The sequence below is a fragment of the Desulfothermus naphthae genome (genome assembly GCF_054657475.1).
In genome coordinates this window covers 1,252,208-1,266,437 of the sequence record NZ_BAAHYQ010000001.1, presented here as the reverse complement: position 1 = coordinate 1,266,437, position 14,230 = coordinate 1,252,208, and the positions used below count along the sequence as shown (strand labels likewise).

At 34.4% G+C, this 14,230-nt stretch carries 17 protein-coding genes and 1 tRNA gene; 5 read left to right on the top strand and 13 right to left on the bottom strand.

All coding sequences use genetic code 11. The annotated features are described in order from the left end of the window. Positions 1 to 6: 6 nt before the first annotated feature. Genes ACYQ1E_RS06180 through ACYQ1E_RS06165 form a run of 4 tightly spaced genes read right to left on the bottom strand, consistent with a single transcriptional unit; the run spans position 7 to position 2,817 of the window. Positions 7 to 429, bottom strand: coding sequence for a hypothetical protein (locus ACYQ1E_RS06180; protein ID WP_459876618.1), 423 nt, complete (start codon positions 427 to 429; stop codon positions 7 to 9). An 18-nt stretch (positions 430 to 447) separates the two neighbouring features. Continuing rightward, positions 448 to 885 carry an NIL domain-containing protein gene (locus tag ACYQ1E_RS06175; RefSeq protein WP_459876615.1) on the bottom strand — a complete coding sequence of 146 codons (438 nt, stop codon included), beginning with the start codon at positions 883 to 885 and terminating at the stop codon, positions 448 to 450. A 17-nt stretch (positions 886 to 902) separates the two neighbouring features. Then, positions 903 to 1,631 (bottom strand): UPF0280 family protein, encoded by a 729-nt coding sequence (locus tag ACYQ1E_RS06170; RefSeq protein ID WP_459876613.1) that lies wholly within the window; start codon positions 1,629 to 1,631, stop codon positions 903 to 905. Further along, on the bottom strand, positions 1,618 to 2,817 hold the full coding sequence (locus tag ACYQ1E_RS06165) for a homocysteine biosynthesis protein (RefSeq protein WP_459876610.1): 1,200 nt from the start codon (positions 2,815 to 2,817) through the stop codon (positions 1,618 to 1,620). The genes ACYQ1E_RS06170 and ACYQ1E_RS06165 overlap by 14 nt, the downstream gene beginning before the upstream one ends. A 163-nt stretch (positions 2,818 to 2,980) precedes the next feature. Here ACYQ1E_RS06165 and ACYQ1E_RS06160 point away from each other — a divergent pair, with 163 nt between their 5' ends. From ACYQ1E_RS06160 to ACYQ1E_RS06150, 3 genes are all read left to right on the top strand, one after another. Continuing rightward, positions 2,981 to 4,006 carry an FAD:protein FMN transferase gene (locus ACYQ1E_RS06160; protein WP_459876607.1) on the top strand — a complete coding sequence of 342 codons (1,026 nt, stop codon included), beginning with the start codon at positions 2,981 to 2,983 and terminating at the stop codon, positions 4,004 to 4,006. A 67-nt stretch (positions 4,007 to 4,073) separates the two neighbouring features. Beyond that, positions 4,074 to 5,144, top strand: coding sequence for a PAS domain S-box protein (locus ACYQ1E_RS06155; protein ID WP_459876604.1), 1,071 nt, complete (start codon positions 4,074 to 4,076; stop codon positions 5,142 to 5,144). 114 nt (positions 5,145 to 5,258) lie between these two features. Beyond that, positions 5,259 to 6,983 (top strand): ArsB/NhaD family transporter, encoded by a 1,725-nt coding sequence (locus ACYQ1E_RS06150; RefSeq protein ID WP_459876601.1) that lies wholly within the window; start codon positions 5,259 to 5,261, stop codon positions 6,981 to 6,983. Positions 6,984 to 7,144: 161 nt separating this feature from the next. Here ACYQ1E_RS06150 and ACYQ1E_RS06145 read toward each other — a convergent pair whose 3' ends face one another. Next, positions 7,145 to 7,756 carry an L-threonylcarbamoyladenylate synthase gene (locus ACYQ1E_RS06145; RefSeq protein ID WP_459876598.1) on the bottom strand — a complete coding sequence of 204 codons (612 nt, stop codon included), beginning with the start codon at positions 7,754 to 7,756 and terminating at the stop codon, positions 7,145 to 7,147. A gap of 121 nt (positions 7,757 to 7,877) precedes the next feature. Here ACYQ1E_RS06145 and ACYQ1E_RS06140 point away from each other — a divergent pair, with 121 nt between their 5' ends. Continuing rightward, a complete protein-coding gene (locus ACYQ1E_RS06140; protein ID WP_459876594.1) occupies positions 7,878 to 8,339 on the top strand; it encodes a hypothetical protein in 462 nt (153 codons plus the stop codon). A gap of 2 nt (positions 8,340 to 8,341) precedes the next feature. Here ACYQ1E_RS06140 and thpR read toward each other — a convergent pair whose 3' ends face one another. The 8 genes from thpR to ACYQ1E_RS06100 form a co-directional block, all read right to left on the bottom strand. Further along, complete coding sequence (gene thpR / locus ACYQ1E_RS06135) at positions 8,342 to 8,896, bottom strand: RNA 2',3'-cyclic phosphodiesterase (protein WP_459876591.1); 555 nt, start codon at positions 8,894 to 8,896, stop codon at positions 8,342 to 8,344. A gap of 47 nt (positions 8,897 to 8,943) precedes the next feature. Further along, positions 8,944 to 9,660, bottom strand: a complete 717-nt coding sequence (gene cobS, locus ACYQ1E_RS06130) for an adenosylcobinamide-GDP ribazoletransferase (protein ID WP_459876588.1) — start codon at positions 9,658 to 9,660, stop codon at positions 8,944 to 8,946. Positions 9,661 to 9,663: 3 nt separating this feature from the next. Further along, on the bottom strand, positions 9,664 to 10,185 hold the full coding sequence (gene cobU, locus ACYQ1E_RS06125) for a bifunctional adenosylcobinamide kinase/adenosylcobinamide-phosphate guanylyltransferase (RefSeq protein WP_459876586.1): 522 nt from the start codon (positions 10,183 to 10,185) through the stop codon (positions 9,664 to 9,666). A gap of 47 nt (positions 10,186 to 10,232) precedes the next feature. Beyond that, positions 10,233 to 10,580: an Mth938-like domain-containing protein gene (locus ACYQ1E_RS06120; RefSeq protein ID WP_459876582.1), complete on the bottom strand. Its 348-nt coding sequence runs from the start codon at positions 10,578 to 10,580 to the stop codon at positions 10,233 to 10,235. Between the two features lie 87 nt (positions 10,581 to 10,667). Further along, positions 10,668 to 12,299, bottom strand: a complete 1,632-nt coding sequence (gene groL / locus ACYQ1E_RS06115; RefSeq protein ID WP_459876580.1) for a chaperonin GroEL — start codon at positions 12,297 to 12,299, stop codon at positions 10,668 to 10,670. A gap of 22 nt (positions 12,300 to 12,321) precedes the next feature. Continuing rightward, positions 12,322 to 12,621 (bottom strand): co-chaperone GroES, encoded by a 300-nt coding sequence (groES, locus tag ACYQ1E_RS06110; RefSeq protein WP_459876577.1) that lies wholly within the window; start codon positions 12,619 to 12,621, stop codon positions 12,322 to 12,324. A gap of 194 nt (positions 12,622 to 12,815) precedes the next feature. Next, positions 12,816 to 13,298, bottom strand: a complete 483-nt coding sequence (gene purE, locus ACYQ1E_RS06105) for a 5-(carboxyamino)imidazole ribonucleotide mutase (protein WP_459876574.1) — start codon at positions 13,296 to 13,298, stop codon at positions 12,816 to 12,818. A gap of 90 nt (positions 13,299 to 13,388) precedes the next feature. Continuing rightward, positions 13,389 to 13,476, bottom strand: a tRNA-Ser gene (locus tag ACYQ1E_RS06100). A gap of 192 nt (positions 13,477 to 13,668) precedes the next feature. Between ACYQ1E_RS06100 and ACYQ1E_RS06095 the strand changes: the two genes are divergently transcribed. Continuing rightward, on the top strand, positions 13,669 to 14,226 hold the full coding sequence (locus tag ACYQ1E_RS06095) for a hypothetical protein (protein ID WP_459876571.1): 558 nt from the start codon (positions 13,669 to 13,671) through the stop codon (positions 14,224 to 14,226). Positions 14,227 to 14,230: the final 4 nt, after the last annotated feature.

Genomic DNA, 14,230 nt, shown 5'->3' with positions numbered 1-14,230 from the left:
ACCTGGTCATGCTAATTTATCATCAACATTTGAGTTTAACACTTTGTTTCGCAGCCTTTCTACATACTTTTCATATTCTTCTTCCTGTGATTTTTCTAAAAACATCTCTATTTTTATCCCAATAACATAAAGGTCTAAATCAATTTTTTCAATATACTGAATTATACCTACACCATTTATTTCATGATTGTCAAAAAATAATTTGAAATCTACTTTGGTCCCTGGGGTCATGTTTTCTATATCCTCTGCCATCATCTGAAATCCATGAGAAGATAAATTTGAGACTTTATAAAGTTTTTCTCCAATAAAAATCTTTAGATCATCATCTCTGGGAATTCTGTATTCTTTTCTAAAATTACTTTTATCTAAAATCCTTTCTAAGGGCGATCCATTTGGGTGTATATCTTCAAATTCAAGGTATTCTTCCATATTTGTTTCCTTTTAAATTTATGTTAGTTCCATATCTATAGACGCTGTTTTTACCGCTCCTACTGGACAAACCAATTCACATTGTCCGCAGGCCACGCAGTGCTCTGGTGTAAATAAAATTTTTGCACTTTTAGAATCATAAGAAAGTGCATCAGACCTACACACTGCAAGGCATGCGCCACAATGTACACAAACCTCTTCATCCCTTTTGATTTTATCAGCAAGTATTTCAACCTTTACCCCTTCATCTAAAAGATAATTAACTCCTCTTTCAATTTGTTCCTCTGTTCCAATGAGCTGTAAAATAAGCCGTCCTTCCTGACGTGGAAGTATCTTTGCCTCTAACACATTAAATATTATTTTGAAATCTGCTGCAAGCTTGTAAATTACAGGATTATACATAACATCCTTGTTGAAAATCAACAATACATTTTTCTTTATATTTTTTTTATTCATCACTAAAATCTCTCTTTTTAAATTTCACAAAGTTCAATTAACCCTTTGGCTCCAATTACATCTTTATAAATAGCAACTGTTCCTAGCACCCCTGGTATTGACATAGCAAAAGATATTGCATTTTCTACATCCCTTTTGGATCTTATCTTATTTGCGCCAGCAGTTGCAACTGCGTCAGCTAGCGCAGTATCCTTTGATATTACCGTAAATCCATCAGCCCTTCCAAAACTTAAAGAATGACCAACACTACCAGAAGAGGTACATACTCCAACAGGGGATAGATCTGGAAAAATCTTTAACCCAATCTTACCTGAAAAGGGAGAATCTCCAGCAAAAATAGTTGTCTTTATTTCTTTTTTAACATTTATGTATATATCTCCTCCATTTTCAACAATAACTTCTTGGCTCTTTTTTGAAAGTTCCTCACCAATTATATGGGCAATAGCCCCGGCTACAGCAGCCATTGGGCCAACACCAGCCTTTTTTGAAGCATCATACATTAATTTGACCACCTTAGGAACATGTGACAATCTGGGAGATAAAGGTCTAAAAGAGGTCAAAAAATCAGGACATCTTTTAATTTCTGTTTTTACATCTTTTCTCAGTTTGATGAGCTTTTTCTTAACAAAAGAAGAAAAATCTCCATTAGTCCTGATATATAAATCAGATGATTCTATTTTTACCCTGTAAGTAATCCATCTGGGGGTAGAAGTAAAATCTCTGTAAAACCTATCAACTATTAACATCAATTGATCCCTTAAATTCCACTGTTGGAAGAGGAAGTTGTGGAACACCCAAGGTAAATTTATTTTTTACAATCCATTCTTTTAATGTTACAGCAATCTCCCTTGCCATAAAATAACTGGACAAAGGAGCTGTTGGTATTTCTTTTCCCATTATATTTATTTTTCCAGATCTAAGTTCCTTATAACTCACCTCTCCCAATGACCTATCCATACCATTAGGATAATCTATACCATAATCTATTACCTGACAATAGATATCTGCGTCTGATTGTCCTGTAAAAAAGGCCATTTCTTCATTTATTATCGGAATTGGTATTCCAATGCCTACCATAAGGGAACATCCATAGCCTAGCATAGAAACTCCTCTGATATATCGTGGAGACATCTGTTTCATATCACCTGTGACTGCTAGAGTACCAGCACCTTCTTTGACAATCCCATTTTCTCCCCTTAATACTTTTGGATTGTGTTGTGTTCCTCTCCATGTAACAATGCCAAGTCCGCCGCCCAGAAAAATCTTGGTGCCTACCCCAATTGTCCAGTAAAAAGGATCATTTAAAAGTGGACTCAATTGACCTGATGTAGAAAATGTGGCATTTCCAAGATTTGGTCTTAAGACCCCCATGTATGTATAAATGGTCTTATCTGAGAGATTTACAGCACAGTTATAATTTTGATAGGCATTTCTAGGATTATACAAAAAAGCATCTCTTAGATCATTTATAGTAACTACTGTTTCGTACTCTTTTAAAGGGTAACAATCAGTTCCGTATGCCTTGGCCTTTAATCTTATTTGTCTTCCTGCGATCAGGTCCTCAATTACATGTCCACCACCATATTTAAACCTGCCAGGGTGAACTTTATTTAAAGGGTCATCTTCCTGTACCTGGGCTGCACCAATAAAACAGTCTACTGCAGCTATGCCAGCATATGCCTCCACCTCATTTAACCACACTTTTGATGCCTTAATTTTGGGTTTGGTATGTCCGAAGTTTATAAATGCCCCAGAAGAACACATCACCCCAAAGGTGCCAGTAGTGACTACATCTACTTTTTTAAAGGCATTTTTTACACCTTCAGATTTTACTATATCCACCATTTCTTCAGCTGTGACTACTACAGCCTTTCCTTCTTTTATTTTTTTATTTATCTCTTCAATACTCTTTTTCACCTCAAAATTTTTCATATTTCCACCTCTTTGTTCCATCTATTGGTTATTAAAAATTATTATAAAAAAATATTTCAATTAATACAATAAGAATTTAGAGGACCAATATTCCTTGACATAGAACTTAAATATAACTTAAATAACAGTCAAAAACAGACGGAAAAAATTGGAGATTAAGATCATGTTAGAAAATAAATATACCAGAAGGGGTTGTCTTAAAGTCATTGGATTATTGACTATAGCTGGTACTGCTACTTTTCTTAGATTAGAACCAGTATTTGGCCATAATATTTCTAAATTAAAAAAAGTATCTCGAACCCTACCTATGATGAATACTTATGTCACAATTACTATTTATGATGAATCTGAGGACAGGGCAATAGATGCGCAATCCAAGGCCTTTTCCAGGATGAAACAACTTATAGATTTATTTACAAGATTTGATCCAAATAGCTATGTGGGATTTCTTAATGAAAACAAACGATTGGATGATGTACCTCCTGAACTTTATGATTTATTATTAAAAGCAAAATCAATATCAAAATTATCTTCAAACAAATTTGATATCACAATTCTACCTCTTTTAGAATTAATAGAAAATGAAATAAAAATTCATGGACATTTTCCAGAAATAAAAGACATTGAAGAAGTCCTGCCATGGGTGGGATGGCAAAATATATCTTTTTCCCCAAAAAAAATAACCATGGCAAAGGGAGCAAAAATCACTTTAGATGGAATAGCAAAAGGATATATTGTGGATAAAGGTGCAGAACTTCTCATAAAATGCGGGATTAAACACGCGGTAATAGATGCTGGCGGTGACATCAGGACAATTGGAGACAAGGATGGACATAGGTCATGGAGGATAGGGATTGAAGACCCATATAGGGAAAAAGGCTTTATTCAAATCATAGGCCTCTCCAACCTTGCAATTGCCACATCTGGGAATTATAGAAATTATTTTAACTCTTCCAAAAAGTTGTTTCACATAATTGATAAAGAAATGGCCTTATCTCCGCAAAGGACAGTTAGCTGCAGTGTGATAGCTAAAAGTGCTTGTATTGCTGATGGGTTGGCAACAGGACTTTTTAGCCTCAGTCCTGAAAAATCAGTTCAAATTGCAAACAAATTAAATGTTCCTTTATTTACGCTCACCCATGGAAAAAGATTTTTTAAATCCAGTTCATGGGAAAAGTTTATTACTTAAAATAAAAAATTAACATGAATTTTTATCCTTTTTATTTATAGATATAGACGGAGGTCTATGTATTTTTATGGAAAACACGGCGAATATTAAAAAAAAATTGGAATTACGACCTCAGCTAAATTCTCAAATAGTTTCTCTTCTTTTTAAGCATTCACCCATCGGTATATACATCATTTCTAAAAGACGATTTAAATATGTAAATCCCCAATTTGAAAAAATCACGGGTTATACTTTTAAAGAATTAAAAAAAATAAGGCCCAATGAGTTAATATGTGAACAAGATAGAGAAAGAGTTAGAGAATCTGCAATTTCTATGTTAAAAGGTAAAAGAGATAGACCTTTTGTAAATAAAATAAAAAATAAAAATGGTCAGATAAAATATATTTTAGAAAGCGTGTGCTCTATTTTATTTAATGGTGAAGAATCGGTTTTAGGTTTTTTTCTGGATAATACAGAAGAGGAACTTATAAAAGAAGAGCTAAAGAGATCTGAAGAAAAGTTTGAAAAGGCATTTCAATTGTCGCCAGACTGGATTGTGATATCAACTCTAGTTGAAGGCATTTATCTTGAAGTAAATGCTGCATTTTTAGATACTACAGGATATAGTAGAGAAGAAGTTATTGGAAAAAGTTCCATTGAACTTGGAATATGGGCAGATCCTAAACAAAGAGACGAACTTCATGAGATCTTAAAAAAATATGGGAAAATATGCAATGCAGAAGTACAATTTAGAAAAAAAGATGATTCAATAATTGATGTATTATGGTCAGCACATAAGATAAAATATGACAATAAAGATTGCTTAATAGCAGTTGCAAGAGATGTAACAGAGCTTAAAAAAGCAGCTCAGGAAAGACTAATGAGAGAAAAATTGCAGGGTGTGTTGGAAATGGCTGGAGCCACTTGCCATGAAATGAATCAGCCACTTCAAAATATTCTACTTATTATAGAAGAGATTCTAGACGATAATCCCACCAATAAAAATTGTCTAGCACTAAAAAAACAGGTAGAGAGAATAAAGGAAATAACATATAAGCTTGAAAATATTACTCGTTATTCAACCAAGGAATATGTAAAAGGAATAAAAATTATAGACATTGATAAATCATCATCCTATTGTAGGATAAACGGAAAATAATATTTGAGGATTGATATCCTTGATATCCAATAAGAGAAAAGAGTTTTGGCATGTAGAAAAAATTCCCAAGTAGGAGCATACTTTCAAAATTTTCTAAAACACGAGGAGGACTCTATGAAAAAGATCCCTTTTTTATTTCTATTGTTAATTTTAATCTATTCTTCATTGGCCCTAGCCAGTCATGGACAGGTGAGCCCTTCTAAACATCCAGACAAGGATGCTCTCTGTGTAAATTTAGCTGGAATTATTAAAAATACCCATGGCGAGCCTGTTGGAGAAGCAGAAGTAAAGATATTTTTAGGCAATAACATGATGGATGAGCTTGAAACTGCTGAAAATGGAAAATTTTTATCAAGATTTTTTATCTCAAAAGAGCAGCAAAAATCCTTGCATATAAAACTGGAAATATCCAAGGCCAGCTACCAGACTGAAATATTAAAATTAGACCCCAAAAATCTGGCCATAAAGGATAAAAATTTATATTTTAGCGGTGATATCATTCTTAAAAGGGTGCTTGGACCTGCATTCTGGATCTCATCTGTGATTTTCTTCCTTGTTTATGTGATTATTGGTTTTGAGTTGCTCCACAGGACAATAGCAGCTATGCTTGGTGCGGCAACAATGCTAATTTTGTCTTATACTATTGGAACCTTTAACCCTGAATTTCATATTCTTACTTATGAAGCAGCAATTGTTTCTATTGATATGAATGTTATATTCCTTCTTATGGGAATGATGATAATAATCGGTGTACTTAAACATACTGGTATCTTTCAATGGTGCGCCTATAAATCATATAGTCTGGCAAAGGGAAACTTCTTTTTATTATCTATAATCCTAATGTTCTTTACTGCTTTTACTTCTGCATTTTTAGACAATGTAACCACCATGCTCCTTTTAACTGGTGTTGCTATTGAGATATGTGTAGCACTCAATATAAATCCACTTCACCTATTAATCCCTCTTGTTTTAGCCTCAAATATTGGTGGTACAGCAACACTTATTGGTGATCCACCAAACATCTTGATTGGCTCTTATGCAGGACTTAGCTTTGTAAAATTTGTTGAGGCCCTGGCCCCTCTATGTCTCATTTGTATGGTAGTACTTATTGTGTATACTAAATTTATATGGGGCAAAGAATTTGCCATGGCAAGGATAGAAAATGTGGATGAATTTATTTTAAAGTTAAAAGAAAAATATAAAATAACCGACGCCAAGCTCCTTAGCTATGGTGGAGGGGTTTTGGCCTTTGTTATTTTTCTATTTTTGACTGAATCTATTTGGCATATGGAAGTCTCTATAGCTGCACTTTTTGGTGCAGCTGTTTTGGTAACTATCGCTATAATCATGGACAAGATTGATCTAATTGAGCTAATTGAAAAAGACATTGAGTGGCCAACCCTTATGTTCTTTATATTCCTTTTTATGTTGGTTTCTGCAGTTGAATCTACAGGCCTTCTAGATCTAATTGCAGATTGGATCTTAAAGCTGTCAAAGGGGAATTTTGTAGCTGCCTGTACCTTTATCTTGTGGGTTGCAGCTATTATGTCTGCTTTTGTGGACAATATCCCTTTTACAGCAACTATGTTGCCAATTGTAGCTTATCTCTCAAATGTAATTCCCGAGGCACATAACACCCTGTGGTGGGCTCTTGCCTTAGGTGCATGTTTTGGTGGAAATGGAACTATAATAGGTGCATCAGCAAATGTTGTAACAATTGGTATAGCTGAATCAAAAGGCTACAGGACCACTTTTGGGGGATTTATGAAAGTAGCATTCCCCTACATGATAATAACTATAGCAATCTCTGAGGCATGGCTCTTAATGGTACGTCCATGAAATAAACTCCATAAAAACGAAAAAAGGGGCGACTTTAAGGAGTATATAATAAAAACTCAGTATATCCAGTGTTGAAGGTGATAAATTAAGAAGAGATGAGTGGTCAGTGTGAGTGGACAACAGATCACACACACTGATCACAAATCACCCTTAAATAAAATTTATTTTATATTTAAACCAGCTTTTTTTAAATTATTAATAGAAATAGCTCCGTGTCTAATTATCTTTATGGTTTTATCTCCAACAAATTTAATAATTGTTGAAGGTTTCCTTCCTGAAGGTTGTGGGTATAAATTAATTGCCATATCTACCTTTTTCAGAAGTCCTTTATTGATTTCATCAAACAATCTAGGTGATGGTTTGCCAGATAAATTTGCACTGGTTGCAACTAGAGGATATCCTGAAGCAAGACATAAATTCCTGGCTACAGGATGAGAGGTAAGCCTAATACACACATAACCTTCTTGGTTAACAACACCTTTAGGCAAATTAGTCTTTCCAGAAAATAATATTGAGAGGGGACCTGGCCAAAATTTATCCAAAATTAAGTCCAGGGGTATGTTATCTGTTCTATCTACCAACATCTTAAGTTGTGATATATCACCAATTATAACTGGTAATACCTTTTGCATGGGCCTAATTTTTATCTCAAAAATCCTCTTTATAGCATCTTGATTAAGAGCATTTGTGCCAAGGCCATACAAGGTCTCGGTTGGAAAAATAACAACTCCTCCTTTTTTTATAATTTCCGCAGCCTTAACTATAGGGGTCAAAAATGACCTCCCTTTTATTCGTTAATCCTGGCAAAAATCTTGCTTTCTAAAATTAAAACTGATAGAACCAAGAAATAAATTCCTGATACAAAAAACTTTACCTTATCTAAAAGGAAAGGAAATGCATAAAATTAATTTCAATGACATTGAAAAAAATATATCCCAACAAACAGATAAAACCAAGCAAAAAGCATCTAATCAAGACTTTGATATTTTCCTTAAAAAACAAATTGAAGAAAAACAAGAAAAAATGCTCAAACCTCAAATTTCCTCAACTCCAATTGAACTTAAGGAACTAGAGGCTGCCTTAAGATTAAATCAAAATCAAGACCATATAAAGATCATGGATAAAATAGAATCCACTTTAGATCAATGGGAAAAATATTCCCACAATCTATCTTGTGGGAATCTAAGGGAATCAGAAAACACTCTCAACTCCCTTATAGATGAACTGACTCAAATAGAGAAGGACTTAAATAGTAATGATATAGATTCCAGCGAAGGGGCAACTAATATTGTAAATGAATTAAAAATAATGGCCATCTCTGAAAGGGCTAGATTGAATAGGGGAGATTATACATAGAATTATTTTAACTCAAATTCTTTTATAGGTCTATAAACAGGTCCAGTTGGCTTTAAAATGCTTTGCCATAAAATGAATCTATGAATGGTTATCTGGGGCCAGGTGAGTTCATTTAAATATTTTAATAGCTCCTTCCAATTGTCTTTTAAACTAGCATTTTTTATCCGTCCTATAGTGAGATGCGGCTTAAATGGTCTATCATCTCCCTTAATTCCAATATATTGTAAAGATGAAGAAATTTTTTCTGCGAGTTTTATACATTCTCTATATCCTTTTTTAGTTCCTACCCAAAGAACGCGTGGTCTTTTGATATCAGGAAAATATCCACCACCTCCTGCCTGAAAAAGAAAAGGGGCTATCGTAACATTTTCAAGGGTAGATTTTATTTCCTCTACTTTTTTTGCATCAACTTCACCAATAAAAAATAAAGTGAGATGAAAATTTTTTTCTTCTGTCCACTTAACCTTAGACAACAAGTTATTTACCCATTTGTTTTTTATTTTTTTTAAATTTTTTTTGTATTCCTCGGGAAAAGGAATTCCTATAAAGATTCGCATTTAATAACTCCATGTAACATACATTAATGAATATTAAGTTGTTTAGTTTAACTTAAAACCAAAAATAAAATAGATTCAATAACCTCACACATACAACCTAATGTATCTCCAGTTATGCATCCCATGGTCTTTTTATAATAAAAAATAATTAAAAATGTTGATATAAAAAAAACACTGTTCAACAAAAAGAAATCTTTCCCCAGACAAAGGGAAATAAAAATTATACATGCAAATAGAATAAATTCATTTAATTTTACATTTGATGCAAAAAATCCTTTAGCAGTACCTATATCCCTACAATATCCCAAAAATTTCATTGCAATAACCATAGAGGTCCTAGAATATGCAGGTATTAACGAAATGATTAATAATCTGTTATTATCTATACCCTTTATACCAAAATATTTTATTCCAAGAACGCATACAATAGCCAGGACCCCCATTGTACCAATCCTGGAATCTTTCATTATTTTCAGCTTATCTTCCATGGACTTGTGACTAAATATCCCATCAGCAGTATCGGCCAGCCCATCCAAGTGAAGTGCACCTGTTAAAAATATTAACATTATAACGTCTAACCAGGCTACTGTGCTATTTGGAAAAATATGAGACATAAAAAAATCAAAACTGGCCACTATAAGCCCTAACAAAAGACCAACTAATGGGAAATAAGGCCTTATTTTATCAGGCATAAATTCCAGGTTGGTCTTTCTAGGAAGAGGCAAAGTGGTCAAAAAGAGTAGTGCTCCAAGAAAATTATTCATTTTTTAACCTTTTATAAGATTTGGAATTCCACAGGTAACAAAGTATACTTTATCTACCATTTTTGCTACTTTTTGATGCATAATTCCCACAACATCCCTGTATTTTCTAGTGAATTCATTTAATGGGACAATTCCAAGTCCAACTTCATTGGATACAAGGATTAACAACCCTCTATTTTTCCCAATTACTTCCAAAAGTTTTTCTATCTCAACCTCAATTTCCTGAATAGTAAGCCCCTTGTAAAAGAGATTATTGACCCACATTGTAAGGCAATCTACCAATACTATGTATCCCTTAATCACGACACTATTTAGTGTATCTGGCAAATCATAGGCACATTCTAAAGTCTCCCACTCATCTCCCCTCTCTTTTTTATGCTTTTTCACCCTGTCTTCCATTTCCTCATCACAAACAATGGAGGTGGCAATATAGATCTTCTTTTGGTTTGAATAATTGCCTGCTAGTTCTAAAGCAAATCTACTTTTACCACTTTTACATCCACCAATTATCAATACTGTTTCCATAAAAGGATTTTCTCCTGTTTTTTTATATAGCACTAAACAATTAAATATTAACAGGTTAGATGAAATCCAGCACCGACCTTTTTACCTTCTTTAGATAATCTGTTAAATTCAGAGATGGCATCTTTTGTTGGTTTTTCTATAAGTTTAATTTTTTGTTTTTTCAAATAATTTTTAAGGGAAGGATCTACTTTCATCAAGCCAGGATCGCCCTGACCAATAATAATAATTTCCACGCCGTGTTCAAGTATATCTTTTATATCTTTTTGTAACACCCTGTGTCCTTCACTTCGCCACCAGTTAGGGATGATGGAATCTTCTATAATTTTCAGATCATGGGTATAAGTTTTTCCTGATATCTTCATAAATCCAAATTTATACTCTTCTATTTGAAGCATATATCCCTCCTCCTTTTAAAACAAATCAATAAACAAAAAAGGCTGGTCTCAAGACCAGCCTTTTTTGTTTTTCTCTTTGCATATCTATTAATACATGCCGCCCATTCCAGCGCCAGGTGCAGGCATGTTTTTATCTTTTTCTTCTGGTTTTTCGCAAATTGCAGCCTCAGTTGTCAAGAGCAAGGATGCAATAGAAGACGCATTCTGCAAGGCAATCCTGGTTACTTTCTTTGGATCAATTACACCAGCCTTGAGAAGGTCCTCATATTCACCAGTAGCTGCATTAAATCCAAAGGCGCCTTTCTCAGATTTTACCTTTTCCACCACTAAGGAGCCTTCATAACCTGCATTTGCGCAGATCTGACGCAAAGGCTCTGTAAGGGCTAATTTGACAATTTCAATACCCGCTTTCTCATCTTCATCAGCAGCCTTTACAGCTTCAACAGCTTCAAGGCATCTGATAAGGGCTACACCACCACCAGGAACAATACCTTCTTCAACAGCTGCCCTGGTTGCATTGAGCGCGTCTTCTACCCTGGCCTTTTTTTCCTTCATCTCGGTCTCAGTTGCAGCACCAACATTAATTACGGCAACACCACCAACCAACTTGGCCAGACGTTCCTGTAATTTCTCTTTATCATAATCAGAAGTGGTTTCTTCAATTTCAGCTCTGATCTGATTGACCCTGGCTTTGATGTCTTCTGGTTTTCCTGCACCATCAATTATTGTGGTATTTTCTTTATCAACAATTATTTTCTTGGCCTCACCAAGGTCATTTAGAGTAGCGTTCTCAAGCTTAATGCCAAGATCTTCTGAAATCACCTGACCACCAGTTAAGATAGCAATGTCCTGCAACATTGCCTTTCTTCTCTCTCCAAAACCAGGCGCTTTTACAGCACATACCTGTAAAGTTCCCCTAAGTTTATTTACAACCAATGTAGCAAGGGCTTCACCTTCCACATCTTCAGCAATAATCAACAAGGGCTTACCCTGTTTTGCAACCTGCTCTAATACAGGAAGGAGGTCCTTCATTGCAGATATCTTTTTCTCATGGATTAAGATATATGCATTTTCCAGCTCACATGTCATTTTGTCAGCATTGGTTACGAAATATGGAGATAAATAACCTCTATCAAACTGCATACCTTCAACAAACTCAAGGGTATTCTCAAGACCCTTTGCTTCTTCTACGGTAATAACTCCCTCTTTGCCAACCTTACTCATTGCATCTGCAATAAGATTTCCTATTGCAGAATCATTATTGGCAGAAATTGTACCTACCTGTGCAATGTCTTTTTCATCTCTGGTTGGAACAGAAATTTCTTCTAGTTTTTTGACTACTGCATCAACAGCCTTATCAATACCCCTCTTGATGATCATGGGATTTCTACCAGCAGCAACTAACTTAATGCCTTCATTGAAAATCTTCTGGGCAAGGATGGTTGCTGTAGTGGTACCGTCACCAGCAATATCAGATGTCTTGCTGGCAACTTCCTTTACCATTTGCGCACCCATGTTTTCAAATTTATCTTCCAGTTCAATCTCTTTTGCAACTGTAACACCATCTTTTGTGATAACTGGGGATCCAAAAGACTTTTCAATCACTACATTCCTACCCTTTGGACCCAAAGTTACTTTTACAGCATTTGCAAGTTTATCAACTCCAGCCTTTAATTTTGCTCTCGCAGTTTCACTATATAGGATTTCCTTTGCAGGCATATTACCCACCTCCTTTTAAAATTTAATTTTCAATAATAGCAACAATATCATCTTCTCTCATGATGAGATATTCTTCACCTTCAATCTTTACCTCGGTTCCTGCATATTTACTAAACATTACCTTGTCCCCAACCTTTACAGACATCTCAATCCTCTTTCCATCATCAGTAAGTCTCCCAGGACCTACGGCGATTACTTCACCTTTAATTGGCTTTTCCTTTGCAGTATCAGGGATGATAATTCCACCTTTTGTTTTTTCCTCTTCCTCTAAACGCTTTACCAACACACGATCATGTAATGGTTTTAACTTCATAGCCTCCACCTCCGTTTTATTTTGTAGTTTCTATTATCTTTATTTATTATTAGCACTCTCTAATTGCGAGTGCCAACAAAATTACCTTACTAATCACCCTTATCACCCCTTTCCATGTACGCTTATTAATATAAACTCAATTTTTTAATTGTAAAGATCAAAAAAAGTTTTTTTGTAATTTTTATTTAACATATTGAAATAATTTATAATTTTTTATTCGCCTCTTCTACTACTCGGCTCATCTCTTCCCTTAACTCTTTTAATTTTTTCTCTAATTCAAAATCATAAATAGCCAGGATTTGGGCGGCAAGATAAGCTGCATTTTTAGCTCCAATCTTGTCAATGGCAACGGTTGCGACTGGATATCCAGGAGGCATTTGCACAGTGGAAAGAAGAGAATCCATTCCACCTAAAGAAGATGCATTGATTGGAACTCCAATAACAGGTCTTATTGTCCTTGCAGCAACTGCTCCAGCTAAGTGGGCAGCAAGACCAGCTGCACAAATAAACACCTTGCACCCCCTTTCCTCTAAATCTCTGATTAAATTTTCAGTTCTCTCAGGGGTCCTGTGGGCAGATGTTACATGAAATTTATAACTAATACCCAATTTTTCCAGTATTTCCACACATGGAATCAGCTTTTCTCTATCTGAAATACTTCCAATCAAAATAGCTATATCCACCATTAATTCCTCCTAGTTAAATAGCGGATTTGAATCCTTAGGTTAAGCTTTAAAAAACTCCATTTAAGACAAGATGGTAGAGAGGTAGGGAGACGGAGAGGGAGGGATTCGAACCCCCGGAGGGCTGTAAACCCTCAGTAGTTTTCAAGACTACCGCCTTCGACCGCTCGGCCACCTCTCCGTAGTGGAATAAATATTACTCATATTTTTGAAAATTTCAAGAGATTTATTTAACTAATAAAAAATTAAATAAATATTTAATATTATACTCAATTTTCGCATATTTTCAGTAAATTCATTGTAAAAAAATATTAATATCTAAAGAAAACGAAGAAAAATCCGAATTTTAAAAAATAAAAGGAATTTAATAGCTATGAGCATAAGAAATTACAGAATCATTTCATTGGTTATAGTGAGTTTGTTTTATTGTTCCTGTATAAAACCTTCTTACCCACCCATACGAGGTTTCATCACCACCGGGTCATATTTTTATATTACCAAAGAAACCTCTCCATCAAAGGCATGGGCAAAATTGGCAGGTATTGTAGCTAAATCCATATCTAAGACCGTAGCATCAAATTTTTCAACCCCGGTCAAGAGTGTATACATTAGTTATGGAAAAAACACACTATTTGAAAAAAATTATAGAGAGCTCCTAGCTACTGCAATGGTAAAAGAAAATTTTAGAATTTCAAAAAAAAGTGATGCCAATTTTTTAGTAACTTTTGATTCTTATATTATGTCAAGTAAAAAAGAAGTAATTATTAATACAAGTTTGTATTATCAAGGATGTATTATTTTTAGAGATTCATCAGTTTTAAATTTAAGTAATGATATAACTGTAATAAATGATTACAAATTGAAACTTACTATATATAAAAAGATGCCTCTAGAATCAGACTATAAAGTTTATAGATTAGTAGATAAGTAAGAGG

What these genes read in the sequence shown, in the direction of transcription:
- purE (WP_459876574.1), bottom strand. Translation starts at nt 13,298, where the DNA reads ATGGTGGATATAGCTATTTTGATTGGAAGTATTTCAGATAGAGAAAAG.
- ACYQ1E_RS06170 (WP_459876613.1), bottom strand. Translation starts at nt 1,631, where the DNA reads ATGTTAATAGTTGATAGGTTTTACAGAGATTTTACTTCTACCCCCAGA.
- ACYQ1E_RS06165 (WP_459876610.1), bottom strand. Translation starts at nt 2,817, where the DNA reads ATGAAAAATTTTGAGGTGAAAAAGAGTATTGAAGAGATAAATAAAAAA.
- ACYQ1E_RS06120 (WP_459876582.1), bottom strand. Translation starts at nt 10,580, where the DNA reads ATGCTTCAAATAGAAGAGTATAAATTTGGATTTATGAAGATATCAGGA.
- ACYQ1E_RS06175 (WP_459876615.1), bottom strand. Translation starts at nt 885, where the DNA reads ATGAATAAAAAAAATATAAAGAAAAATGTATTGTTGATTTTCAACAAG.
- ACYQ1E_RS06160 (WP_459876607.1), top strand. Translation starts at nt 2,981, where the DNA reads ATGTTAGAAAATAAATATACCAGAAGGGGTTGTCTTAAAGTCATTGGA.
- ACYQ1E_RS06140 (WP_459876594.1), top strand. Translation starts at nt 7,878, where the DNA reads ATGCATAAAATTAATTTCAATGACATTGAAAAAAATATATCCCAACAA.
- ACYQ1E_RS06180 (WP_459876618.1), bottom strand. Translation starts at nt 429, where the DNA reads ATGGAAGAATACCTTGAATTTGAAGATATACACCCAAATGGATCGCCC.
- ACYQ1E_RS06150 (WP_459876601.1), top strand. Translation starts at nt 5,259, where the DNA reads ATGAAAAAGATCCCTTTTTTATTTCTATTGTTAATTTTAATCTATTCT.
- groL (WP_459876580.1), bottom strand. Translation starts at nt 12,299, where the DNA reads ATGCCTGCAAAGGAAATCCTATATAGTGAAACTGCGAGAGCAAAATTA.
- cobS (WP_459876588.1), bottom strand. Translation starts at nt 9,660, where the DNA reads ATGAATAATTTTCTTGGAGCACTACTCTTTTTGACCACTTTGCCTCTT.
- cobU (WP_459876586.1), bottom strand. Translation starts at nt 10,185, where the DNA reads ATGGAAACAGTATTGATAATTGGTGGATGTAAAAGTGGTAAAAGTAGA.
- thpR (WP_459876591.1), bottom strand. Translation starts at nt 8,896, where the DNA reads ATGCGAATCTTTATAGGAATTCCTTTTCCCGAGGAATACAAAAAAAAT.
- ACYQ1E_RS06095 (WP_459876571.1), top strand. Translation starts at nt 13,669, where the DNA reads ATGAGCATAAGAAATTACAGAATCATTTCATTGGTTATAGTGAGTTTG.
- ACYQ1E_RS06155 (WP_459876604.1), top strand. Translation starts at nt 4,074, where the DNA reads ATGGAAAACACGGCGAATATTAAAAAAAAATTGGAATTACGACCTCAG.